General features: G+C 72.0%; 19 protein-coding genes. 11 read left to right on the top strand and 8 right to left on the bottom strand.

Annotation, left to right across the window (positions count from 1 at the left end; all coding sequences use genetic code 11):
* The first annotated feature begins 80 nt into the window (after positions 1 to 80).
* From OIE74_RS23870 to OIE74_RS23840, 7 genes are all read left to right on the top strand, one after another.
* Positions 81 to 1,592 carry an ATP-binding protein gene (locus tag OIE74_RS23870; protein WP_443076210.1) on the top strand — a complete coding sequence of 504 codons (1,512 nt, stop codon included), beginning with the start codon at positions 81 to 83 and terminating at the stop codon, positions 1,590 to 1,592.
* Positions 1,593 to 1,600: 8 nt separating this feature from the next.
* On the top strand, positions 1,601 to 2,047 hold the full coding sequence (locus tag OIE74_RS23865; protein ID WP_329392412.1) for a roadblock/LC7 domain-containing protein: 447 nt from the start codon (positions 1,601 to 1,603) through the stop codon (positions 2,045 to 2,047).
* Positions 2,044 to 2,403: a DUF742 domain-containing protein gene (locus tag OIE74_RS23860; RefSeq protein ID WP_329386913.1), complete on the top strand. Its 360-nt coding sequence runs from the start codon at positions 2,044 to 2,046 to the stop codon at positions 2,401 to 2,403. The genes OIE74_RS23865 and OIE74_RS23860 overlap by 4 nt, the downstream gene beginning before the upstream one ends.
* Positions 2,381 to 3,064 (top strand): GTP-binding protein, encoded by a 684-nt coding sequence (locus tag OIE74_RS23855; protein WP_329386911.1) that lies wholly within the window; start codon positions 2,381 to 2,383, stop codon positions 3,062 to 3,064. The genes OIE74_RS23860 and OIE74_RS23855 overlap by 23 nt, the downstream gene beginning before the upstream one ends.
* A gap of 114 nt (positions 3,065 to 3,178) precedes the next feature.
* Positions 3,179 to 4,405, top strand: coding sequence for a cytochrome P450 (locus OIE74_RS23850; protein WP_329392411.1), 1,227 nt, complete (start codon positions 3,179 to 3,181; stop codon positions 4,403 to 4,405).
* A 125-nt stretch (positions 4,406 to 4,530) separates the two neighbouring features.
* Positions 4,531 to 5,775, top strand: a complete 1,245-nt coding sequence (locus tag OIE74_RS23845; protein ID WP_329392410.1) for a cytochrome P450 family protein — start codon at positions 4,531 to 4,533, stop codon at positions 5,773 to 5,775.
* A gap of 89 nt (positions 5,776 to 5,864) precedes the next feature.
* Complete coding sequence (locus tag OIE74_RS23840; protein WP_443076209.1) at positions 5,865 to 7,160, top strand: family 16 glycosylhydrolase; 1,296 nt, start codon at positions 5,865 to 5,867, stop codon at positions 7,158 to 7,160.
* Between the two features lie 110 nt (positions 7,161 to 7,270).
* Here OIE74_RS23840 and hutI read toward each other — a convergent pair whose 3' ends face one another.
* From hutI to hutU, 4 genes are all read right to left on the bottom strand, one after another.
* Positions 7,271 to 8,512 carry an imidazolonepropionase gene (gene hutI, locus OIE74_RS23835; protein WP_329386910.1) on the bottom strand — a complete coding sequence of 414 codons (1,242 nt, stop codon included), beginning with the start codon at positions 8,510 to 8,512 and terminating at the stop codon, positions 7,271 to 7,273.
* A gap of 17 nt (positions 8,513 to 8,529) precedes the next feature.
* On the bottom strand, positions 8,530 to 9,897 hold the full coding sequence (locus OIE74_RS23830) for a formimidoylglutamate deiminase (RefSeq protein WP_329386908.1): 1,368 nt from the start codon (positions 9,895 to 9,897) through the stop codon (positions 8,530 to 8,532).
* Complete coding sequence (locus OIE74_RS23825) at positions 9,888 to 11,078, bottom strand: allantoate amidohydrolase (protein ID WP_329386906.1); 1,191 nt, start codon at positions 11,076 to 11,078, stop codon at positions 9,888 to 9,890. Before OIE74_RS23825 ends, OIE74_RS23830 begins: the two co-directional genes overlap by 10 nt.
* Before the next feature lie 356 nt (positions 11,079 to 11,434).
* Entirely contained in the window at positions 11,435 to 13,108 is a 1,674-nt protein-coding gene (gene hutU / locus OIE74_RS23820; protein WP_329386904.1) for a urocanate hydratase, read from the bottom strand.
* Between the two features lie 116 nt (positions 13,109 to 13,224).
* On the opposite strand from hutU, the gene OIE74_RS23815 reads away from it, so the two are divergent.
* Complete coding sequence (locus tag OIE74_RS23815) at positions 13,225 to 14,625, top strand: diaminopimelate decarboxylase (RefSeq protein WP_329386902.1); 1,401 nt, start codon at positions 13,225 to 13,227, stop codon at positions 14,623 to 14,625.
* A 10-nt stretch (positions 14,626 to 14,635) separates the two neighbouring features.
* Here the strand turns inward: OIE74_RS23815 and OIE74_RS23810 are convergent, their stop codons facing one another.
* The 3 genes from OIE74_RS23810 to OIE74_RS23800 all read right to left on the bottom strand — a co-directional run bounded on the left by OIE74_RS23810 (position 14,636) and on the right by OIE74_RS23800 (position 17,764).
* Positions 14,636 to 15,283, bottom strand: a complete 648-nt coding sequence (locus OIE74_RS23810) for a hypothetical protein (protein WP_329386900.1) — start codon at positions 15,281 to 15,283, stop codon at positions 14,636 to 14,638.
* Positions 15,284 to 15,359: 76 nt separating this feature from the next.
* Positions 15,360 to 16,196, bottom strand: a complete 837-nt coding sequence (locus OIE74_RS23805) for a MurR/RpiR family transcriptional regulator (RefSeq protein ID WP_329386898.1) — start codon at positions 16,194 to 16,196, stop codon at positions 15,360 to 15,362.
* Entirely contained in the window at positions 16,193 to 17,764 is a 1,572-nt protein-coding gene (locus OIE74_RS23800; protein WP_329386896.1) for an aromatic amino acid ammonia-lyase, read from the bottom strand. The genes OIE74_RS23805 and OIE74_RS23800 overlap by 4 nt, the downstream gene beginning before the upstream one ends.
* A 143-nt stretch (positions 17,765 to 17,907) precedes the next feature.
* Between OIE74_RS23800 and OIE74_RS23795 the strand changes: the two genes are divergently transcribed.
* Positions 17,908 to 18,333, top strand: coding sequence for a hypothetical protein (locus OIE74_RS23795; RefSeq protein ID WP_329386894.1), 426 nt, complete (start codon positions 17,908 to 17,910; stop codon positions 18,331 to 18,333).
* A 341-nt stretch (positions 18,334 to 18,674) separates the two neighbouring features.
* On the opposite strand, the gene OIE74_RS23790 is transcribed toward OIE74_RS23795, so the two are convergent.
* Positions 18,675 to 20,072, bottom strand: coding sequence for a cystathionine beta-synthase (locus tag OIE74_RS23790; protein WP_329386892.1), 1,398 nt, complete (start codon positions 20,070 to 20,072; stop codon positions 18,675 to 18,677).
* 171 nt (positions 20,073 to 20,243) lie between these two features.
* Between OIE74_RS23790 and OIE74_RS23785 the strand changes: the two genes are divergently transcribed.
* Both OIE74_RS23785 and OIE74_RS23780 read left to right on the top strand, forming a co-directional pair.
* The gene (locus OIE74_RS23785; protein ID WP_329392408.1) at positions 20,244 to 21,257 is read left to right on the top strand and encodes an SGNH/GDSL hydrolase family protein; all 1,014 of its coding nucleotides are present in this window, start codon (positions 20,244 to 20,246) and stop codon (positions 21,255 to 21,257) included.
* A gap of 158 nt (positions 21,258 to 21,415) precedes the next feature.
* Positions 21,416 to 22,636, top strand: a complete 1,221-nt coding sequence (locus OIE74_RS23780) for an acetyl-CoA C-acetyltransferase (protein WP_329386890.1) — start codon at positions 21,416 to 21,418, stop codon at positions 22,634 to 22,636.
* The last annotated feature ends 85 nt before the right edge of the window (positions 22,637 to 22,721 follow it).

The following is a 22,721-nucleotide window of genomic DNA, read 5'->3' as shown; positions in this document are numbered from 1 at the left end:
ACGAGTCCTGGAAGGGGCCCGGTCTCCGTGTTCGCCGTATCCGTGCCTGTCATGTCGGATTCGCCGTGTTGAGCCGTCCGGTGGACAGAGGGAACAGACGGGCGGTGTGGTGGCTCGCGGTCCTGGCGGTCGCCGCCGTCGCCGCCGTGCTGATCGGCCAGGGCTCAACGGAGGAGTGGCGTCAGGTGCTCGCGGGCGGCTGCGCCGCCGTCACCGTGCTGCTCCTGGCCTGGGTGCTCGTGCTGCGCCGACAGCTGGCCGCGGAGCGCGCCGAACACGACCGGGAGCGGCGGACCGCCGCGGCGCGGGCCGCCGAGATGGCACATCTCGCGGCGGTACGCGCCCCCGCCATCGCCGAACGGGTGCGTACGGGACGGCGGTTGGAGGGCATCCCGGGACCGGTCGCGCCCGAGGCCGAGACCGGCGAGGACTTCGCACGCGCGCTGGCCGCGGTGGTCGCCGCGCTCGGCTCGGACGAGGGCGTACGGCGCGAGCGCGGCCTGCGCGACTCGGTGCAGACGGCCTTCGAGTCGGTCGCCCGGAACATGCACGCGATGGCCACGGTCCAGCAGCAGGTACTCGACCAGGTGGAGCGCGCCATCGACGACCCGAGGCTGATGGCGGACGTGATGAAGGCCGACCACGCGGCCTCGCAGATGACCCGCAAGGCGCAGACGCTCCTCGTGATGTGCGGGATCTGGCCGGCCAGGCGCGAGTCGCAGCCGGTCTCGCTGTACGACTGCGTGCGCGGCGCGCAGTCGCGGATCGTGGAATTCGGGCGCGTCGAGGTGCACGGCGGGCAGACCCTGTACGTGGTGCCGCCCGCCGTCGAGGGCCTGATGCACGCCGTCGCCGAACTCCTGGAGAACGCGACCGTGTTCTCGCCCTCCCGCACCCAGGTGATCGTGACGATCCGGGAGGTCGGCGCGGGAGCCGTCGTGGAGATCGACGACGCGGGCCTCGGCATGCCGCCGGACGTACTGAAGCAGGCGATGTCGCAGCTCAGGGACGATCTGGACCTGACGCGACTCGGGGCCGTACCGCGCCTGGGGCTGGCGTGTGTGGGGCGCTGGAGCCGGGAGATGGGCTTCAACGTGGAGCTGACGGGGGCGTCCGCGTACGGCGGGACCCGGGCCGTCACCTTCGTACCGCACCGCCTGCTGACCGAACCGCTCTCGCACTTTCCGCCGCTGGCGGTCCGCGACCGGGCGTCGGAGGGCGAGGCGCCCGCGGGCAGGGCACCGGCGGACGAGGGCGCTTCCGGCGACGCGTCTGCGAATGGAGCGCGTGAGCACGAACGATCTGCCGTCGCGGCCCCGGAGGACGCGCCCGGCGGGCTGCCGCGCCGCCGCAGCAGGCGGCGGAGCCCGTCCGCCGTCCCCGCCACCGCGCGGGTAAAGGAACGGACACCGGAACAGGCACCACAGGCGTCGCAGCCGCAACCCCCACAGCAAGCGCAGCCCGACCCCTCCTGGACCCCCGAAGCGGCACGCGCGTCGATCACCAGCGTGGTGTCCGGCTCCCGTCGTGGCCGCGCGGCGGCCGTCCAGGACACCGAAGTGCCCGACCAACACGACGGAGGCCGGCAGTGACCGGAAGAGTGACCGGAACGATCTCCCGACTCCCGGATCTCGGGTGGATGCTCCGCCCGCTGACCGAGATCCCGGGGGTCCGACACGCCGTGGTCGTCTCGGAGGACGGCCTGCGGCTCGGCCACGCGTCCGCCGAAGGCCTGAAGGGCCCGGTGTCCGAACTGAGCGTGGCCGAGGCCGAATCGCTCGCGGCGGCCTCCGCCGCGCTGACGATGACGGGGCGTTCCACGGCGGGGCTGCTGTTCGGCGGCGGCGCCGACGTACGGCAGTTGATGCTGGAGTCCGACCAGGGCTTCGTCCTCTTCACCTCGGCCGGAGTGGGCGCCCAGCTGGGCGCCGCGACCGAGACCGACGCCGATGTGGGCCTGGTGGCCCAGCAGATGCAACTGCTGGTCGTGAAGATCGGCAGCCACCTCAGCAGCCATCCCCGGGATCCGGTGAGCCCGTCCTCATGACGGAGCGCCCCGACGACCGGACCACGTCGGCGGTACGCCCGTACGTGATCACCGGTGGCAGGGCGGACGCCGGAGTCGAACCACTGTCCTGGGAGTCCCTGGTGGTGGCCGCGGCAGCGGTCCCGCCGGCGACCCTCCAGCCCGAACACCGAACGATACTGACGCACTGTCAGGGACTGCTGTCGGTGGCCGAGGTGTCGGCCCATCTGGGCCAACCACCCTCCGTGGTACAGGTGTTGCTCGCCGACCTCATCGACTGGGGGCTGATCGTGACCCGCCCACCCATACCGCCGGCCGAACGAGCCGATGTGACCATGCTGAGAAAGGTCCTCCATGGCCTCGAAAGCCGCCTCTGAGGCCTCCGCGCCCGAGGCGCCGGATGCGGCGACGTCGTCGGACGCCGCCCCGCCCGAGCCGCGGTCCGGGGCGGAGTCCGAGGGCGTCGCCTCCGGCAAGTACGTGAGCTCCAGCGTCTCCGGCGCTGCGAAGATCATGGTCGTCGGGCCGCTGGGCGTGGGCAAGACGACGTTCATCGGTACGGTCTCCGAGATCAAACCGCTCAGCACGGAGGCCGTGATGACCCAGGCGGGCGCCTCGGTCGACGTACCCCCCGACCAGGCCAAGGCCACGACGACCGTCGCCCTGGACTTCGGCCGGATGACGCTCGACGGCGAGCTGGTCCTCTACCTCTTCGGTACGCCGGGGCAGCAGCGTTTCCTGCCCGCCTGGCGCGATCTGGCGCGGGGCGCGCTGGGCGCGCTCGCCCTGGTGGACACCCGTGATCTGACCGCCTCCTTCGACGCGCTCGGCCATCTGGAGGACCTGGGGCTGCCGTTCGCCGTCGCCGTCAACGTCTTCCCGGGCAGCCCCCGGCACAGCGACGGTGAACTGCGCGCTGCCCTCGACCTGTTGCCGGAGACGCCGCTGGTCTCCTGCGACGCGCGGGACGAGCGGTCGTCCGTCATGGCGCTCATCGCCCTCGTACGCCATCTCGTCCTCGCCGCCGAGTCCTCATGACGGAGTCCACATGACCACGACGGAGTCCACATGACCACTCCCGCAGCCGACGCCGTACCGACGCCGGCGCCCGAGCCCGAGCCCCGCGCCGGGGGCTGTCCGGTCGCCGGCCACATGGCGGCGACGCCCATCTTCGGGGAGCAGCTCGACGGCGACATGCTGCCGCGCCTGTACGAGCGACTGCGCGCCGAGCACGGTCCGGTGGCGCCGGTCGCCGTCGCGCCCGGTATCGAGGCATGGCTGGTGCTCGGCCACCGTGAGCTCGTACGGCTGACCCGTGAGGAGCAGGACTTCTCCCACGACCCGCGCCGCTGGCGCCAGTTGCGCGAGGGCCGGGTGCCGGAGGACTCGCCGATCCTGCCGATGGTGGGCTGGCGCCCGGCGCTGCTGTTCGCCGACGGGCAGCAGCACCGCCGGATGCGGGCGGCCGTGTCGGACGCGCTCTCCCGGATCAACGGGCATGAACTGCGGCGCGGCGTACGGGCGTTGTCCGAGCGGCTGATCACCGAGTTCGCCGACCGCAAGGAGGCGGACCTGGTCTCGGACTACGCGCGCAAGCTGCCGCTGATGGTGATCACCGGCCTGCTCGGGCTCGACGAGCCGACGGGCCGGGAGCTGGTGAAGGCCATCGCGGGGCTGGTCGTGGCGAACGCCGACTCCGGCGACGCGAGCAAGCGGATGGGCTCGATCCTGCTCGCCCTCATCGAGGAGAAGCGGCGCCGTCCCGGCAACGACGTCACGTCCGCGCTGCTGCACCATCCGGCGCGGCTGACGGACGAGGAAGTGCTGCACAACCTGGTGGTGATGTTCGTCGCGGGCAACCAGACCACGGTGAACTGGATCGCCACCACCCTGCGCATCCTGCTGTGCGACCCGGCGTTCCGGTCCTCGCTCAGCGGCGGTCATCTGAGCGTCGACGACGCGCTGGACCTGGTGCTGTGGCGCTTCCCTCCCACGCAGAACTTCCCCGCCCGCTACGCCACCCGCGATCTGCGGTTCGGCGGTCAGGAGGTGCGGGCCGGTGACATGCTGATCCTCGGTCTGGCCGGGGCGAACGCCGACCCCGACATCCTGCCGGAGGACGGCACGCCCGTCGTCGGCAACCGCTCGCACCTGGCGTTCGGGGCCGGGCCGCACACCTGCCCCGCCCAGGACCCGGCCAGGCTGATCACCCGTACCGCGGTCGACACCATCAGGCACCGGCTGCCTGATCTCGAACTGGCCGTGCCCGAGAGCGAGTTGGCCTGGATCAAATCGCCCTGGAGCAAGGGCCTGGCGGCCCTTCCCGTCCGCTTCACCGAACCGCAGTTGCCGCGTGGAGCGCAGGCACCGCGGAATTGAGGAGAGCACCGATGATCGCCAAGCCCGATCCGTCCGCCGACATGTCGCCCGGCGTCCCCGTCGGCACGTCCGCCGATACCTCTGCGGACGTCTCCGCCGACGCCGCCGCCGATGTCCCGCACCGGATGGACCCGTCCGGTGGCTGTCCGCACGCGGCCAACGCCCGGCTGCTCGCGCGCGGCGCGGTGGCCCCCGTCGTACTGCCCGGCGAGGTCGAGGCGATGGCCGTCATCGGGCACGACGCGCTGAAGGAGTTCCTGTCGCACCCCGATGTCGCCAAGGGCGCCGCCCACTTCACGGCGTTGCGGGAGGGGCGGATTCCCGACGGCTGGCCGCTGAAGACGTTCGCGACCGTTCAAGGCATGACGACGGCGGACGGCGACGACCACCGGCGGCTGCGGTCGCTGGTGAGCAAGGCGTTCACGTCGCGACGGGTGGAGGCGCTGCGCGGGCGGGTGGAGGAGGTGACGGCGGAGCTGCTGGACGGGCTCGCGGCGGCCGGCAGTCCTGGCCAGGACGGCCAGGCCGGACCGCACGTCGTCGATCTCCGCGCGGACTTCGCGCTGCCGCTGCCGATGGGCGTGATCTGCGAACTGCTGGGCGTGGGCGAGGAGTTCCGGGACCAGCTGCACCATCTGTCGAACCAGATCGTCGCGACGGACATCTCTCCCGAGGACGCGATGGCCGCCAACCGGGACATCGTGGCCGTACTGAGCGCGGTGGCCGCCTCCCGTACCGAGAGCCCCGGCGAGGACCTGACCAGCGCGCTGATCGCGGCGCGCGAGGAGGACGGCGACCGGCTGAGCGGGCATGAACTCATCGGCACCCTGCTGCTGATGATCATCGCCGGGCACGAGACGACGCTGAATCTGATCACCAACGCGGTGCGCGCCCTGTGCCGCAACCGCGACCAGCTCGAACTGGTCCTGCACGGCAAGGCGAGCTGGTCGGACGTGGTCGAGGAGACCCTGCGCTGGGACAGCCCGGTGAGCTTCTTCCCGTTCCGCTACCCGACCCGGGACCTGACGGTGGACGGCACGGTGATCCCGCAGGGTACGCCGGTGCTCGCGGGCTACTCGGCGGCGGGCCGCGACAAGGCCGCGCACGGGGACGACGCGGACGTCTTCGACGTCACCAGGTACGCCACGGGCTCGACCACCCGCCATCTCTCGCTCGGGCACGGCACGCACTTCTGTCTGGGGTCGTCGCTGGCCCGGATGGAGGCGACGATCGCGCTGGAACGGCTGTTCACCCGCTTCCCGGACCTTGACGTCGCGGTCACGGAGGCCGAACTGCCGCGCCACGCCAGCTTCGTGGGCAACAGTGTGCAGCGACTGCCGGTCTCACTTTGGTCCATACCAACTCCTTGACGGCCCCTCCCGGCCCCCCTTAAATCAAGTATTGAATTAAAGCACTGCATGTCATGCCCATGCCCCCATGAGAAGTGAAGTGATGACCTGTGCGAACCCCCCTGCGGCGTCGTGTGACGCTGTACGCCCTGGCTCTTCTCTGTTGTACGAGCGTGGCCACGGCCGTGCCCTCCGGAGCGGCGACGCCCTCCCCCGAAGCCCGCATCAGTGCCGCGAGCGATACGAACGACACGAACGGCACGAAGGCGGCCAGAGCCGTCACGTTCGACGAGAACTTCGACGGTCCCGCCGGATCAGCCGTCAACGGCAGTAGATGGCAGATCGAGACCGGCGACAACGTCAACAACCATGAACGGCAGTACTACACGGCCGGCAACAACAACGCCGCCCTCGATGGCCAGGGCAATCTCGTCATCACCGCCCGCAAGGACAACCCCGGCAACTACCAGTGCTGGTACGGCCGGTGCGAGTACACATCGGCCCGGCTCAACACGGCGGGCAAGTTCACCGCGCAGTACGGCCGCGTCGAGGCGCGGATGAAGGTCCCGCGCGGGCAGGGCATGTGGCCCGCGTTCTGGATGCTCGGCAACAACATGGGCGACGTCGGCTGGCCCAACAGCGGCGAGATCGACATCATGGAGAACGTCGGCTTCGAGCCGAACACGGTCCACGGCACCCTGCACGGCCCCGGTTACTCGGGCTCGGGCGGCATCGGCGCCGGCTACAGCCTCCCCGGCGGCCAGGCGTTCGCCGACGCCTTCCACACCTTCGCGATCGACTGGTCGCCCAACTCCATCCGCTGGTCGGTCGACGGCAACGTCTTCCAGACCCGTACGCCCGCCGATCTGGGCGGCCGGGAGTGGGTGTTCAACAAGCCGTTCTTCCTGATCCTCAACCTCGCGGTCGGCGGCTACTGGCCCGGCGACCCCAACAGCAGCACGCCCTTCCCGAGCACCCTGACCGTCGACTACGTGCGGGTCACGACGGACGGCGGCGGGGGCACCGGCGGTTCGATCACCGGTATCGGCGGCAAGTGCCTGGACGTGGCGGGCGCGAGTTCCGCCAACGGGACGGCTGTTCAGCTCTACGACTGCAACGGCTCCGGCGCGCAGCAGTGGAGCAGGGGCGCCAACGACTCGCTGCGGGCGCTCGGCAAGTGCCTGGACGTGAAGGACAACAGCACCGCCGACGGCGCGCAGCTCCAGCTCTGGGACTGCAACGGCGCGGGTAATCAGCGCTGGGCCGTGTCGGGCGCGAACGATGTCGTGAACATCCAGGCGGACAAGTGCATGGATGTGACCGGCAGTTCGACGGCGAACGGGGCGCGGGCCCAGATCTGGACATGCACGGGCGCGGCCAACCAGAAGTGGTCGGTGAACGCGTAACACTCTCGCCCGGTCCGCTCTCGGACCCCGGCCGCGCGGCAAGTCCCTTGCCCGCGGCCGGGGTTCGGTACTTTCCCGGTCCGGGTCGCCTCGCCGTTCTTCCCGGCCGGTCAGTGCAGGCGTTCGCCGGCGCGCCAGACCGCCCGGGTCAGCGGCACCCCCGGCCGGTAGGCCAGATGGACATGGCTCGGGGCGTCGAGCAGGACGAGGTCGGCGCGGGCGCCGCGCGTGAGGCGCCCGACGTCCGTACGGCGCAGTGCGGCTGCGCCGCCCGCCGTTGCCGACCAGATCGCCTCGTCGGGCGTCATCCCCATGTCGCGTACGGCGAGGGCGACACAGAACGCCATCGACGAGGTGAAGGACGAACCGGGGTTGCAGTCGGTGGACAGCGCGACGGTGGCGCCCGCGTCGAGCAGCCGGCGGGCGTCGGGCCAGTTGGCGCGGGTGGAGAACTCGGCGCCGGGCAGGAGCGTCGCGACCGTACGGGAGTTGGCGAGCGCGTCGACGTCCTCGTCGGCGAGGTGGGTGCAGTGGTCGGCGGACGCGGCGTCCAGTTCGACGGCGAGCCGGACGCCGGGGCCGTACGACAACTGGTTCGCGTGGACCCGTGGTTGGAGTCCCTTCGCCAGGCCCGCGGTGAGGATCGCCCGCGCCTGGTCGCCGTCGAAGGCGCCCTTCTCGCAGAAGACGTCGATCCAGCGGGCGTACGGGGCACAGGCGTCGAGCATGTCGCCGGTGACGAGGTCGACGTAGGCGGCGGGGTCGTCGGCGAGTTCGGGCGCGACGATGTGGGCGCCGAGGTAGGTGACCTCGTCCGTGTGCCGGGCCGCGACGCGCAGCGCGCGCGCCTCGTCGGTGACGGTGAGGCCGTAGCCGGACTTGGTCTCCTGGGTGGTGGTGCCCTGGCGGAGGCCTTCGGCGAGGTACTTGGCGACGTTGGCGCTCAGCTCGTCGTCGGTGGCGGCACGGGTCGCGGCGACGGTGGTGCGGATGCCGCCTGCGGAGTAGGGGCGGCCCGACATGCGGGCGTTGAACTCCTGGGTGCGGTCGCCCGCGAAGACGAGGTGGGAGTGGGAGTCGACGAAGCCGGGGACGACCGCCCGGCCGCCGGCGTCGACGGCGTTGTCAGTGGCGGGTGCTTTGCTTGATTCACCGACCCAGACGACGCGGTCGCCGCCGATGACGACGGCCGCGTCCTGGATCAGACCGATGGGGGATCCGTCACCGAGGGAGGGGTCGTTGGTGACCAGAGCGGCGATGTTGGTGATGGCTGTGGTGGGGGCGGCCGTGGGGGCGCTCGGCTGGACGGGCGTGCCGGGGGTCGTGCTGGCGGGAATGTCGGTCGGCGTCATGGTGGGCGCGCTCTCCTTCAGCCGCGTGCGGCCGCGATGGACCGGGCGAGGGCTCCGGGCACGTCGGGGATCAGGGTGTGCTCCCCGTCCCGTACGAGCTGGCGACCGCCCACGATCGTGTGACGTACGTCCGCGGATGTCGCGGCGAATACGGCCGTCTCGGCGCCCAGCCTCGGTACCTGTCCCGCTGTTCTGACGGAGTCCAGGGCGACGGTGACGAGGTCGGCGAGCGCGCCCCGCTCGATCCGGCCGGCCTCGGGCCTGCCGAGGGCCGCGTGGCCGTCGGCCGTGGCGGCGGAGAGGAGCGCGGCGGCCGTCCAGTGGCCCCGGGCGCGGGTGCGCAGCCGCTCGTTGAGCTCCATGGCGCGGGCCTCTTCGAAGATGTCGATCACGGCGTGGCTGTCGCTGCCCAGCGACAGGGGCGAGCCCGCGAGCTGGAGCCGCGCGGCGGGGCCGATGCCGTCGGCGAGGTCGCGTTCGGTGGTGGGGCACATGCAGGTGCCGGTGCGGGAGGAGCCCAGCAGGGCGATGTCCTGGTCGGTGAGGTGGGTGTTGTGGACGCCGGTGGTGCGGGGGCCGAGGACCCCGTGGTCGGCCAGGAGCTGGGCGGGGGTGCGGTCGTGGGTGGCGAGGCAGGCGTCGTTCTCGGCGGTCTGTTCGGAGAGATGGACATGGAGCGGGGACTGCCGGGCCTCGGCCCATTCGGCGACGGTCGACAGCTGCTCGGCGGGCACGGCGCGTACGGAGTGGACGGCAGCGCCGATCCGCACATGGTCGTCGTCCTTGGGATACCGGTCGTGGAGGGCGGACACGCGCTCCGCCCAGCCGTGCGCGGTGCCGTCGGAGAAGCGGACCTGGTGGCGGTCCGGGGGCTTGCCGCCGCGCCGCTTGGAGATGCCGGAGGAGAGATAGGCGGTGTCCAGGAGGGTGATCCGGATCCCGGCCTCGTCGGCGGCGGCGATCAGCGCCTCGCCCATCGCGTTGGGATTGTCGTAGGGCGTTCCGCCAGGAGCGTGATGCAGATAGTGGAATTCACCGACGGAGGTGATGCCGGCCAGTGCCATCTCGGCGTACACGGCGCGGGCGAGCGCGTGGTAGGTGTCGGGGGTGAGGCGGGAGGCGACCTGATACATCATCTCGCGCCAGGTCCAGAAGGTGCCGGAGCCGACCTGGACCTTGCCGCGCAGCGCCCGGTGGAAGGCGTGCGAGTGGGTGTTGGCCAGGCCGGGGAGGGTGAGGCCGCGCAGGGCCGTGGCACCGGCGGGCGGGGTGTCGTCCCCCGTACGGACGTCGGTGATACGGCCGTCCTCGACCGTCACGGTCACGGCCGGTTCGACGTGGGTGTCGAGCCAGGCGTGTTCCAGCCAGTACGTCGTCACGTGCACGCCAGCCCTTCCAGTACGTCGGCGAGTGCGAGGACACCGGCCACGCAGTCGTCCTCGGCCGCGAACTCGGCCGGGGAGTGCGAGACGCCGGTGGGGTTCCGTACGAACAGCATGGCGGTCGGAATGGATCCGGACAAAATACCCGCGTCATGACCGGCGCCGGTGCCGAGCACGGGCAGCTTGCCGCCGAGGATCCTGCCGACCTCGTCGCGCAGGCCGTGGGCGAACTCGACCACGGGCGTGAAGGACTCCCGTACGACCCGCAGATCGATGCCCGCGCGCTCGGCGTGCTCGTGGGCCGCCGCCTCGATCGCGGTGACGAGGGTGTCCAGGGTGGCCTGGTCGGCGGCGCGGGAGTCGAGCCAGCCGCGTACGAGGGAGGGGATGGCGTTCACGCCGTTGGGTTCGACGGCGATCTTGCCGAAGGTGGCGAGTGCACCGGCGAGTGCCGCCTCGCGGCGGGCGGCGAGGACGGTCTCGGCGTAGGTGAGCATCGGGTCGCGGCGGTCCGCGAGGCGGGTGGTGCCGGCGTGGTTGGCCTCGCCGTGGAAGTCGAAGCGCCAGCGGCCGTGGGGCCAGATGGAGGAGGCGATACCGACGGGGTCACCGGTCAGGTCGAGCGCGCGCCCCTGCTCGACGTGCAGTTCGACGAACGCGCCGATGCGGGCGAGGCGTTCGGGGTCGGGCCCGATGGCGTCCGGGTCGTATCCGGCCGCCTCCATGGCGCGCGGCAGCGGGACGCCGTCCCCGTCGCGCAGGGCGTGCGCCTGCGCGACACCGAGCTGCCCGGCGGTGAGCCGGGAGCCGACACAGGCGAGCCCGAACCGGGCGCCCTCCTCGTCACCGAAGTTGGTGATAGCGACGGGTCTGGTGAACTCGACTCCTCTGCGGCGCAGTTCGTCGAGCGCGGCGAAGGAGGACACTACGCCGAGCGGCCCGTCGAAGGCGCCGCCGTCGGGCACGGAGTCCAGATGCGACCCGATGACGACGGCGTCCCCGGCGCCGGGGTCGCCGAGCCAGGCCCACTGATTCCCGTTCCGGTCGCTCTCGTACGCCAGCCCGCGCGCCTCGGCCTGCGCCCGGAACCAGTCCCGGCACTCCAGATCGGCCCCGGTCCAGGCGTACCGCCGATACCCACGGCTACCGGAGTCCCGCCCGATGGGAGCGAGCTCCCGCCACATCTCCTGAAAGGAGACAACACCGGGACCTGGGCCACCGCCGGCCTGGGCCGGGGCCCGTCCGGGGCCGGCGGGTGCCTCGCCCGAAGCGCCGGGGGGAGCCGCCCCAGCGCCGACCGGTGGCCGCGCACCGTCCACCGCCGGGGCGGGCGGACGCGCGGCCCCGCCCACCTCGTCGGCGGCTTCGCCCGAAGCGTTCGGCGGGACCGCCTGCCCGCCGGGGCGGTCGCCCGGGGCCGGGGCCGGGGCGCCACCCACCGCCCGGCCGGGCCGCGCCGCCCTCACGGGCGCGGCCGGCCTCGCGGTCTCGCCCGGAGCGCTGCCCGCCCTACGCACAGGGCCCGGACCGCCGGCGGAGGTCACTCGCTCTCCCGCATCGGGATGCGGACGCCGCGCTCCGTGGCGACCGTCGTCGCCGTGTCGTAGCCCGCGTCGACGTGGCGGATGACGCCCATGCCCGGGTCGTTCGTCAGGACGCGGCGGATCTTCTCGGCCGCCAGCGCCGTGCCGTCCGCGACCGTCACCTGGCCCGCGTGGATCGAGCGGCCCATGCCGACGCCGCCGCCGTGGTGGATCGAGACCCAGGTCGCGCCGGAGGCGACGTTGACCATGGCGTTCAGCAGCGGCCAGTCGGCGATGGCGTCCGAGCCGTCGAGCATCGCCTCGGTCTCGCGGTACGGGGACGCCACCGAACCGGCGTCCAGGTGGTCGCGGCCGATGACGACCGGCGCGGCGAGTTCACCGCTCGCCACCATGTCGTTGAAGCGCTCGCCCGCCTTGTCCCGCTCGCCGTAGCCGAGCCAGCAGATGCGGGCGGGCAGGCCCTGGAAGTGGACGCGTTCGCCGGCCATCTTGATCCAGCGGTGCAGCGAGGCGTTCTGGAGCGAGTCGTCCTCGGGGAACAGCTCCAGGATCGCCCGGTCCGTCTTGTGGATGTCCGACGCCTCGCCGGACAGCGCCGCCCAGCGGAACGGGCCCCGGCCCTCGCAGAACAGCGGGCGGATATAGGCCGGTACGAAGCCGGGGAAGGCGAACGCCCGGTCGTAGCCCGCCAGTTGGGCCTCGCCCCGGATGGAGTTTCCGTAGTCGAAGACCTCGGCGCCCGCGTCCATGAAGCCGACCATCGCCTCCACGTGCCGCGCCATGGACTCGCGGGCGCGGAGCGTGAAGTCGGCCGGCTTCTCGGCGGCGTACGACGCCATGTCGTCGAAGTCGACGCCCAGCGGCAGATACGCCAGCGGGTCGTGCGCCGACGTCTGGTCGGTGACGATGTCGATCGGCGCGCCATCGGCGAGCATCCGGGGCAGCAGCTCCGCCGCGTTGCCGAGCAGCCCGATCGACAGGGGCCGGCGCGCGTCGCGGGCCTCGGTGGCGAGCTGGAGCGCGTGTTCCAGGGAGTCGGCACGCACGTCCAGGAAGCGGTGCTCGATGCGGCGGTCGATCGCGCGCGGGTCGCAGTCGATACAGATCGCGACCCCGTCGTTCATGGTCACAGCCAGCGGCTGCGCGCCGCCCATCCCGCCCAGCCCGGCGGTGAGGGTGATGGTCCCGGCGAGGGTGCCGCCGAACCGCTTCGCGGCGACGGCGGCGAACGTCTCGTACGTGCCCTGGAGGATGCCCTGCGTGCCGATGTAGATCCAGGAGCCGGCGGTCATCTGGCCGTACATGGTGAGGCCGAGCTGTTCCAGGCGGCGGAACTCCTCCCAGTTGGCCCAGTCGCCGACCAGGTTCGAGTTGGCGATCAGTACGCGCGGCGCCCACTCGTGGGTCTGCATCACCCCCACCGGGCGGCCGGACTGGACGAGCATCGTCTCGTCCTGTTTCAGCGTCCGCAGCGTGCGTGTCATCGCGTCGAAGGAGCGCCAGTCGCGCGCGGCCCTGCCCGTGCCGCCGTAGACGACGAGCTGGTCGGGGTGTTCGGCGACCTCGGGATCAAGGTTGTTCTGGAGCATGCGGAGGGCGGCTTCCTGCTGCCATCCCAGGGCGCTCAGTTCCGTACCGCGCGGTGCCCGTACGGGTCGGGGTCCTGACATGGCGGGTGCCTCCTCCGTCACTGCTCCACTGTTGGCCGATCTATTCACATACTCGGCGCCTGAATAGATGTAGTCAACAGTGGAGCAACCGGCGGCCGGATGATTGGCTGACACACATGATCGAGGACACCGGCACGGCCCACCAGACAGGCGAAGACAACGGCACCGGCTACGCGACACCCGAGTCGGCGAGGGAGGCCGCCGACCGGCGCGATCTCGCCGTACGGGCGGCCGTCGGGCAGGGGCTGCTCACCGAGGCGGCCCCGATCGCCGCCCTCCTCGACGTGGCGGGTATCCGCGCCTCCGTCGCCGCGCTGCACGCCGCCTTCGCCGCCGTCACCACCCCGGACACCCGCGTCCTGCACACCTTCGCCGTCAAGGCCGCGCCCCTCGTACCCGTCGTGCGCCTGCTGCGCGACGAGGGCGTCGGCGCCGAGGTCGCGAGCCCCGGCGAATTGGGCATCGCGCGCGCCGCCGGTATCCCGCCCGGCCGCACCGTCCTGGACTCCCCCGCCAAGACGGGCGCCGAACTGCGCGAGGCCCTCGCCCTGGGCATCGCGGTCAACGCCGACAACCCCCAGGAGCTCACCCGCCTCGACGCGCTCGTGCACTCGGCGCCCACCCGCTCCCCGATCGGTCTACGGGTCAACCCGCAGACCGGCAGCGGCTCCATCGGCGCCCTGTCGACGGCGACGGCCACGTCCAAGTTCGGCGTCGCGCTGCGCGACGAGGGCGCCCGTGCCCGGGTCGTCCGGGCCTTCCTGGACCGGCCCTGGCTGACCCGGCTGCACACCCATTCCGGCTCCCAGGGCGTGCCGTTCGCCCTCATGGCGGAGGGCGTCCGGACGGTCCACGAACTGGCCGAGGAGATCAACGCGGCGGCCGGCCGGCAGCAGGTCGACACCATCGACATCGGCGGCGGCCTCCCGGTCAACTTCTCCTCCGACGAGCAGACCCCCACCTACGCCGAGTACGCCAGGCTGCTGAAGGCCACCGTCCCCGGGCTGTTCGACGGCCGCTACGGGCTCGTCACCGAGTTCGGCCGCTCCCTGCTCGCCAAGCACGGCACGGTCCTGGCCCGGGTCGAGTACGCGAAGTCCGCCGGCGGCCGGCCCATCGCCGTCACCCACGCCGGCGTGCAGATCGCCACCCGGACCGTCTACGACCCGGAGTCATGGCCGCTGCGCATCGCGGCGTACGACGCCGAAGGCCGGCCCAAGGACGGCCCCGACGTCAACCAGGACATCGCGGGCCCGGCCTGTTTCGCGGGCGACGTGCTGGCCACGGACCGGCCCCTGCCGCTGCTGGCGCAGGGCGATGTCGTGGCGGCGCTGGACACCGGCGCGTACTACTTCGCCAACCACTACGCGTACAACAGCCTGGCCCGGCCCGGCATCCACGGGTTCACGGCGACAGGTGGAGCGGTGCGGTTCGCCACCGTACGGCCTGCGCAGACCGTGGCGGAGATCGTCGCCGAGTCGGGCGGCGGGGATCCGGACGCGCTCGTACGGGACTGATCAACGGACGTCAGACGGGAGCCCGTTCCGCCTTGGCCTTCTTGCCCTGCTTGGCCTGCCTGGGCTGCTTGGCCTGCCTGGCCTGCTTCTCGCGGGGCCGCCGCGCCCCGCCGGGTGCGGCGTCCCCCGCCTCCAGCCCGGTCGTACGGAAGCCCTTGACCTTCTTGCCGACCGGGCTGCCGCGCCCGGCCCAGTCGGTACGGACCCACAACAGTTCCCCGCCGGCGCGCTCACCGCGGCCCAGCAGGACGGCCTTGAGCCACAGCCCGGCTCCCGCGCCCGCGAGGGCCGCGCCGCCCGCTACCGGTACGGCGAACGAGAGGCCCACCGCCGCGATGAACCCGCCCGCCAGCCACCACACATGGGCACGCCGCCAGACCCGCAGCGTCACCGCGCGGTCCTGGAGATAGTCGAACTTCCCCGCGCGCGAGGTGGCTTCGCCCCAGCCGCCGTACCGCCGTCGCCGCACGAGTGCGACGGCCGCCGCGCTCAGGACGAACAGCGCCACCCCCGCGTACAACCCGGGCCGGCGGCCGGTCAGTCCGGGGATGAACGCCCCGATCCCCGCCGCCACGACCCCCAGCCACCACATCGGGGCCGCACCGGCCCTGACGATCACCGCCACCCGCGCCAGCGACTGCTGCCCTCCGCGTCCCACGGCCGCCTCCTCTTCACAGAAGTTTTGGCGGGCAGATTAATGGTGTTTCCTGAGCTTTTCCTGAGAACGGGCGAACTCATTCGACGAAGAGGCCCCGGGCCGCGGCCCGCCCGTCGAACTCCTCCAGGCGCGCCTGCGCGTCCGGCAGGTCGTCGCACATCGCCTCCAGCAGCACCCGGCCCAGGAGCATCGGCGCGCACGCCGTGTCGAAAGCGAGGCCCGTGCCGACGGCCGCCGGGATCAGCAGGTCGCTGTGGGCGGCGACGGGCGCGAAGGCCGAGTCGGCGACCGTGACCACGAACAGCCCCGCCTCGCGCGCGTAGTCCAGCGCCTCCACGACCTCCTTGGGATGGCGCGGCAGCGCGAAGCAGAGCAGGGCGCTCGCGCCCGCGCGGCGCGCCGTGTCGACCCGGTCGGCGAGCATCGTGCCGCCCTCATCGAGGAGCCGGATGTCGGGGTGGACCTTGGCGGCGAAGTAGGCGAAGCCCTTGGCCTGGGCGGAGGCGGCGCGCAGACCGAGGACGAGCAGCGGGGTGGACGCGGCGAGTACGCGGCCCGCCCGCTCGACGGGCCCCGGGTCGGCGAGCAGGTCGGCCAGCTGCCGCAGATTCTCCAACTCGGCGTGCACGGCCTGCTGGTACTCGTTGTACGCGGACTCGCCCGCGCCCTGGCCCGCGGGCGCGACGTCCCGCAGGTGCCTGCGCAGCGCCGGGTAGCCGTCGAAGCCGAGCGCGACGGCGAAGCGTGTCACCGATGGCTGGCTGACCCCGGCGAGTTCCGCCAGCTCGACACTGGACAGGAACGGCGCGTCGGCGGCCCTGCGCACCATGCTGTGCGCGATACGCCGCTGGGTGGGCGTGAGCCGGTGGCCCTCGAAGAGCTCCTGGAGCCGGGCGGCCGGACTGTCGCTCACGCGTTCCCCCTCGTCGTACCTGCCGTGCCGGTGCCACCCACCGGGCCCGTACGTGTCATGTCGTCAGCCGTGGCGGCGAGTTGGTCGAGCAGCCGCGCCGCTCCCGTCACATCATCGGTCAGCGGCCGGTCGGCGACCTCCGCGTCCAGTACGGACTCGGCCAGGGCGAAGACTCTGCCGACGGGCAGTCCGGCCTCGGGCCTGAGGCCGCGCTGGCGCAACGCCCTTACGGCGGCGACGAGTTCGCAGCCGACGACCAGACGGTAGGGCTCGCACGCCCGCAGTGTCTGGCGGGCGGCCAGCGAGGCGAAGCTGGCCTGCTCCTCCACGCCACGGGACAGTACCGCGTGGCCGAGCGAGGCCGGCGCGGAGAAGGCGCGCAGGTCGCCGAGGGCGGCCCCGGCCGCGTACTCCAGGATCATCACGCCGGAACTGGCCGGCTCGGCGTCGGCGAGGAAGGGCCGCAGCCGGGTGAGGGCCGGTTCGTTCAGCGCGGAGAGCCGGGAGGTGGACAGCCGCGCGGTCTGCACGACGGCGAGCCTGAAGTGGTCGAGCGCCAGGGCCAGTTGGGCGAGGTAGAAGCCGCCGTGGTGGTACGCGGCGGGCGCCAGGTCGGCGTCGGTGCCCGGACAGATCAGGGGGTTCTCGGCGGCGGAGTTGATCTCGACGGCGAGCGCGCTCTCCAGCGCGCGGGCGGCGTCCCGTGCCGGTCCGTGGACCTGGGGGACGCAGCGGAAGCCGTACGGGTCCTGGATGCGGCCGAGCGGTGGGGTGGGGCGTTCGGGGGCGCCGAGGATGTGCCGCATCCGGGTGGCGACGGTGTACGAGCCGGGGTGCGGGCGCGCGGCGTGGACCGGTTCGGCGTACGCCTCGTAACTGCCGTCCACGGCGAGCAGCGAGAGCCCGGCCACGAGTTCGGTGGCCGCGATGAGCCGACCCAACTCGTCGAGTGCCAGGGCTGCCTGACCGAGCGTCAGGGCGTTGCTGCTGATGAGGGCGAGGGCGTCGTTGTTGTCGAGGGGCGCGGACTCGGGCGGCCGGCCGCCCTGCCAGGGGTGTTCGCCCACGAGGGCAAGGCCCAGCTGGGAGAGGGCGGCGATGTCACCGGTGCCGACCGAGCCGAACTCGTTGACGACGGGGTGCGCGCCGGCGGTCAGGGCGTCGCAGAGGGCGGTGATGACGGTGGGGCGCAGTCCGGCGCCGCCGGCGAGGAGTTGGTTGGCCCGCACGGCGAGCATGGCGCGAACCTCGCGGGCCGGCAGGGGGCGGCCGATCGCGCCCGCGTGGCTGCGCAGCAGGCGCAGGCCGTGGTCGGCGGCGGTGTCGGAGGGGACGGTCTCGGTGCGGTTCGCGCCGACGCCGGTGGAGCGGCCGTAGACGCGGCCGGATGCGGCGAGTTCGCGCGCGGTGTGCCAGGACCGCTCGACGCGTTTCATGGCGTCGGTGCCGGGGACGGGGCGGGCGGTTCCGTCGGCCAGCCGGACGATGTCGGCGACAGGGAGGCTCTGGCCGTCGAGGACGACGAGAGGCGCGCACCGTCGGGTGTCCCTGGCCGGGCCATTGCTCATGTCATGAGATTAGCGATCATCTCAACCGGGGGCGCAGCGAACACCTCCCGGCGGGAAGCAGAGGGGACCCTGAGGCGCCCCCGAGGTAAAGAGGGGGGATAGCCCCACTGCCCGTGGGGCGCCGTCTTCGTACCGTTGTCGCCATGGAAGCCCGCGACCCTGAGCTCAAGAAGGAGCTCGACGCCACCCTTCAGGCCCGCAGAGAGCTGGGGCCCGAGTACGAGTCCGCGCTCATCGAGTCCTTCCTGGAGAAGCTCGATCAGCGCCTCGACCACACGACCGACCGTCGTGTCCGCCGTCAGCTCGCCGAACAGCAGATGGTCGTCGCACGGGGCGCCCGACCGCCCAGTACGGAGGAGTCGTTCGCCGAGCGGTACGGCTTCGGCGTCATCTCGCTCGTGCTCTCCATCCCGATCTCCGCGATCGGCGTGGTGCAGGCGGACTTCGCCGGGCTCTGCGTGGCCTGGCTCGGCATCGTCGGCGTGAATGTGGCGCAGGCGGCCGGTGGTGTGCCCTGGGCGCGCCGGCGTTCGCGCGGGTCGAAGCAGTCGTCCGACTGGGAGGACTGACGCCGCACGCACGCACGTCGGCCGGTCCGCGGGCGGACCGGCCGACGTGGCACGTGGTGGGGTGGGGCGAAGCCCGGTGGTACGGATAAGTCGCGGGAACCGCCGCACCCCCGTTTCCGGAGGGCGGGACGACGGCGGTCCCCGCGAGGGACCCGGGCCGGGTCAGTACCGGCACCGTGTCCTGGCGTCCATGTGGGTCCGGGAGCCGCTCCGGAGGTCACTGACGCCGACAACAACCAGTGTGGCCGAGCCGTGTTAAGCGCGTGCTGCGCGTAGATGTCGCGCTGGTACCACTTCCGCGAAGGGCCGCACGGCCCGTCCCGGCAGGCCCGGTTGACCGCCTACTTGGCTTCCTTCGCGAGGAACGCGAGCAGGTCCTGCCTGCTCACCACGCCCGTCGGCTTGCCCTCCACCAGCACGATCGCGGCGGCGGCCGCGTTGGCACCGCTCAGCGCGGTCATCAGGTCGGCCACCGGCTCGCCGGAGCCGACCTGCGGCAGCGGCCCCGACATGTGCTTCTCCAGAGGGTCGCCGAGCGAGGCGCGCCGGCCGAAGAGCGCGTCGAGCAGTTCGCGCTCCACGACGGACCCGATGACCTCGGCCGCCATGACGTCCGGGTGCCCGGCGCCGGGCTTCACGATCGGCATCTGCGAGACGCCGTACTCGCGCAGGACCTCGATCGCCTCGCCGACCGTCTCCTCGGGGTGCATATGAACGAGCGAGGGCAGGGCGCCGCCCTCCTTGTACCGCAGGACGTCACCGACGCGCGGGGCGTCCCCGGCCTGCTCCAGGAAGCCGTAGTCGTTCATCCACTCGTCGTTGAAGATCTTGCTGAGATAACCCCGGCCGCTGTCGGGCAGCAGGACGACCACCACGTCGTCCGGGCCGAGCCCCTCGGCGACCCGCAGCGCGGCCACGACCGCCATGCCGCAGGACCCGCCGACCAGCAGGCCCTCCTCCTTGGCGAGGCGCCTGGTCATCTGGAAGGAGTCCTTGTCGGACACGGCCACGATCTCGTCCGTGACGGTCCGGTCGTACGCGCTCGGCCAGAAGTCCTCACCGACGCCCTCGACCAGGTACGGGCGGCCCGAGCCGCCCGAGTAGACGGAGCCCTCGGGGTCGGCGCCGACGATCTTGACTCGCCCGTCGCTGACCTCCTTCAGATAACGGCCGGTGCCGCTGATCGTGCCGCCCGTGCCGACGCCGGCGACGAAGTGGGTGATCCGCCCGTCCGTCTGCTCCCACAGCTCGGGACCGGTGGTCTCGTAGTGCGAGCGCGGATTGTTCGGGTTGCTGTACTGGTCCGGCTTCCAGGCGCCCGGCGTCTCGCGCACCAGCCGGTCGGAGACGTTGTAGTACGAGTCGGGGTGCTCGGGGTCGACCGCCGTGGGGCACACGACGACGTCCGCGCCGTACGCCCGCAGCACATTGATCTTGTCCGTGGAGACTTTGTCGGGGCAGACGAAAATGCAGTGGTAGCCCTTCTGCTGGGCCACGATCGCGAGTCCGACGCCGGTGTTGCCGCTCGTCGGTTCGACGATCGTGCCGCCGGGGCGGAGTTCGCCGCTCTCCTCCGCGGCCTCGATCATGCGCAGGGCGATACGGTCCTTCACCGAACCGCCCGGATTGAAGTATTCGACCTTGGCAAGAACTGTCGCCTGAATGCCCGAGGTCACATTGCCCAGCTTCAGCAGCGGGGTATTGCCAACCAGACTGATCATCGAGTCGTGGAATTGCACCGTTGTCTCCGGGGTCTCCGTGATGGTCCGGCCAGCGTATGCGCAGCCGTAAGAGATTGGGCCACGGCCGTTACGGGGCAATTACCTCTTGCTGGTCTTATTGCGGTGTGTGAATGGCTACAGCGTGTGAACGGCTACAGGGAGGTGACCCGGACTGTGTCGAGAGCGAGAGTGGCACGGCGGATCGCGGCGGGCGCGGCCTACGGCGGTGGGAGCGTCGGTCTGATCGGAGCGGCCGGAGTGGGGCTCGTCCTGGCCGAGGTCCAGCTGGCGAAGCGGTCGGTCGGCGGCGGCAGGGCACCGATCCCGCCCCGGGGCAACGGTTGGTACGGGCTGGTCTACGGGCACACCGACCCGCTGCGAATGGGCATCCTCGGCGACTCCACGGCGGCGGGGCAGGGCGTGCGGCGGGCGGGCCAGACACCGGGGGCGCTGCTCGCGTCGGGCCTGGCGGCGGTGGCGGAGCGGCCGGTGGACCTGCGGAACGTGGCGCTGCCCGGCGCGCAGTCGGACGATCTGGAACGGCAGGTGACGCTGCTGCTCTCGGACGCGTTCCCGGCCCCGGACGTCTGCGTGATCATGATCGGCGCGAACGATGTCACTCATCGCATGTCGGCCACCGCCTCGGTCCGCTATCTCGCGGCGGCGGTACGACGGCTGCGGACGGCGGGCTCGGAGGTCGTCGTCGGCACCTGTCCCGACCTGGGGACGATCGAGCCGGTGTACCAGCCGCTGCGCTGGCTGGCCCGCCGCGTGAGCAGGCAGCTGGCGGCGGCCCAGACGATCGTGGCGGTCGAGCAGGGCAGCCGTACGGTCTCGCTAGGCGACCTCCTGGGGCCGGAGTTCGAGGCGAATCCCCGTGAGATGTTCGGCGCCGACAACTACCACCCGTCGGCGGAGGGGTACGCGACGGCCGCGATGGCCGTCCTGCCGACGCTCTGCGCCGTACTGGGCCTGTGGCCGGAGACGGACCATCTGGACTCGGCGCGCGACGAGGACATGCTGACGGTGGCGAAGGCGGCGTCGGCGGCTGCGGCCGAGGCGGGCACGGAGGTCACGGGCGCGCGGGCGCCGTGGGCCCTGCTCAAGCACCGCAGGCGCAGGCGCCTGCCGGCACCGGAACCGACCCAGACAGAACCGGCGTCCCCCCCACCCACCCCAAAGGAACAGGCCCACCGCACCTGAACCCCCGAGGCGGCCGTTCTGAGCGCTTGCTTAGCAGCTTCCGGCGTGCCACGCTGCGGTCCTCGTCACACGTACAGCCCGGTGACCCGCGCAGTACGTGCGGGTAACTTCACCAGACGGCACTTCCGCCGTACCGCACCCGCGCCACTGGAGCCGTGATGCCCGAAGCCGTGATCGTCTCTGCCGCCCGCTCCCCCATCGGGCGGGCTTTCAAGGGCTCCCTGAAGGAGCTGCGGCCCGACGACCTGACCGCCACGATCATCCAGGCCGCACTAGCGAAGATCCCCGAGCTCGACCCGCGCGACATCGACGACCTGATGCTCGGCTGCGGTCTCCCGGGCGGCGAGCAGGGCCACAACCTGGGCCGGATCGTCGCCGTACAGATGGGGATGGACCATCTGCCCGGCTGCACCGTCACCCGCTACTGTTCGTCCTCGCTCCAGACCTCCCGCATGGCGCTGCACGCCATCAAGGCGGGCGAGGGCGACGTCTTCATCTCGGCCGGTGTCGAGATGGTGTCCCGCTCCGTCAACGGCTCCAGCGACGGCATGCCCGGCACCCACAACCCGGTCTTCGCCGACGCCGAGGCCCGTACCGCCGACGTCGCGGCATCCGAGGGCGCCGGCTGGCACGACCCCCGCGAGGACGGTCTGGTCCCCGACGCGTACATCGCGATGGGCCAGACCGCCGAGAATCTGGCGCGTCTCAAGGGCATCACGCGCCTGGAGATGGACGAGTTCGGCGTGCGGTCGCAGAATCTCGCCGAGGAAGCCATCAAGAACGGCTTCTGGGAGCGCGAGATCACCCCCGTCACGACCCCCGACGGCACGGTGGTCGCCAAGGACGACGGCCCCCGCGCCGGCGTCACCCTGGAGGGCACCCAGGGCCTCAAGCCCGTCTTCCGCCCGGACGGCCTGGTCACGGCCGGCAACTGCTGCCCGCTCAACGACGGCGCCGCGGCGCTCGTGATCATGTCGGACACCAAGGCGCGCGAGCTGGGCCTGACCCCGCTGGCCCGGATCGTCTCCACCGGGGTCTCCGCCCTCTCGCCGGAGATCATGGGGTACGGTCCGGTCGAGGCCAGCAAGCAGGCGCTCGGCCGCGCGGGCCTGGGCATCGGCGACATCGACCTGGTGGAGATCAACGAGGCGTTCGCGGCCCAGGTCATCCCCTCCTACCAGGCTCTGGGCGTCGACCTGGACAAGCTGAACGTGAACGGCGGTGCCATCGCGGTCGGCCACCCCTTCGGTATGACGGGCGCGAGAATCACGGGAACGCTGATCAACGGGCTCCAGTTCCACGACAAGCAGTTCGGTCTGGAGACCATGTGCGTCGGCGGTGGCCAGGGCATGGCGATGGTCATCGAGCGGCTGAGCTGAGCCGGAGCTGAGGGCAGGGGCGGCCCGAGGTACGAGGGCGGCACCTGCCATCCGCGGTGGCCAAGCGAACGCGGCCGAAGAGACC

The organism is Streptomyces sp. NBC_01716, assembly GCF_036248275.1.
Classification (GTDB): domain Bacteria; phylum Actinomycetota; class Actinomycetes; order Streptomycetales; family Streptomycetaceae; genus Streptomyces.
Note: the sequence above shows the minus strand (reverse complement) of the source record. Positions and strands in the feature narration are given on the sequence as shown.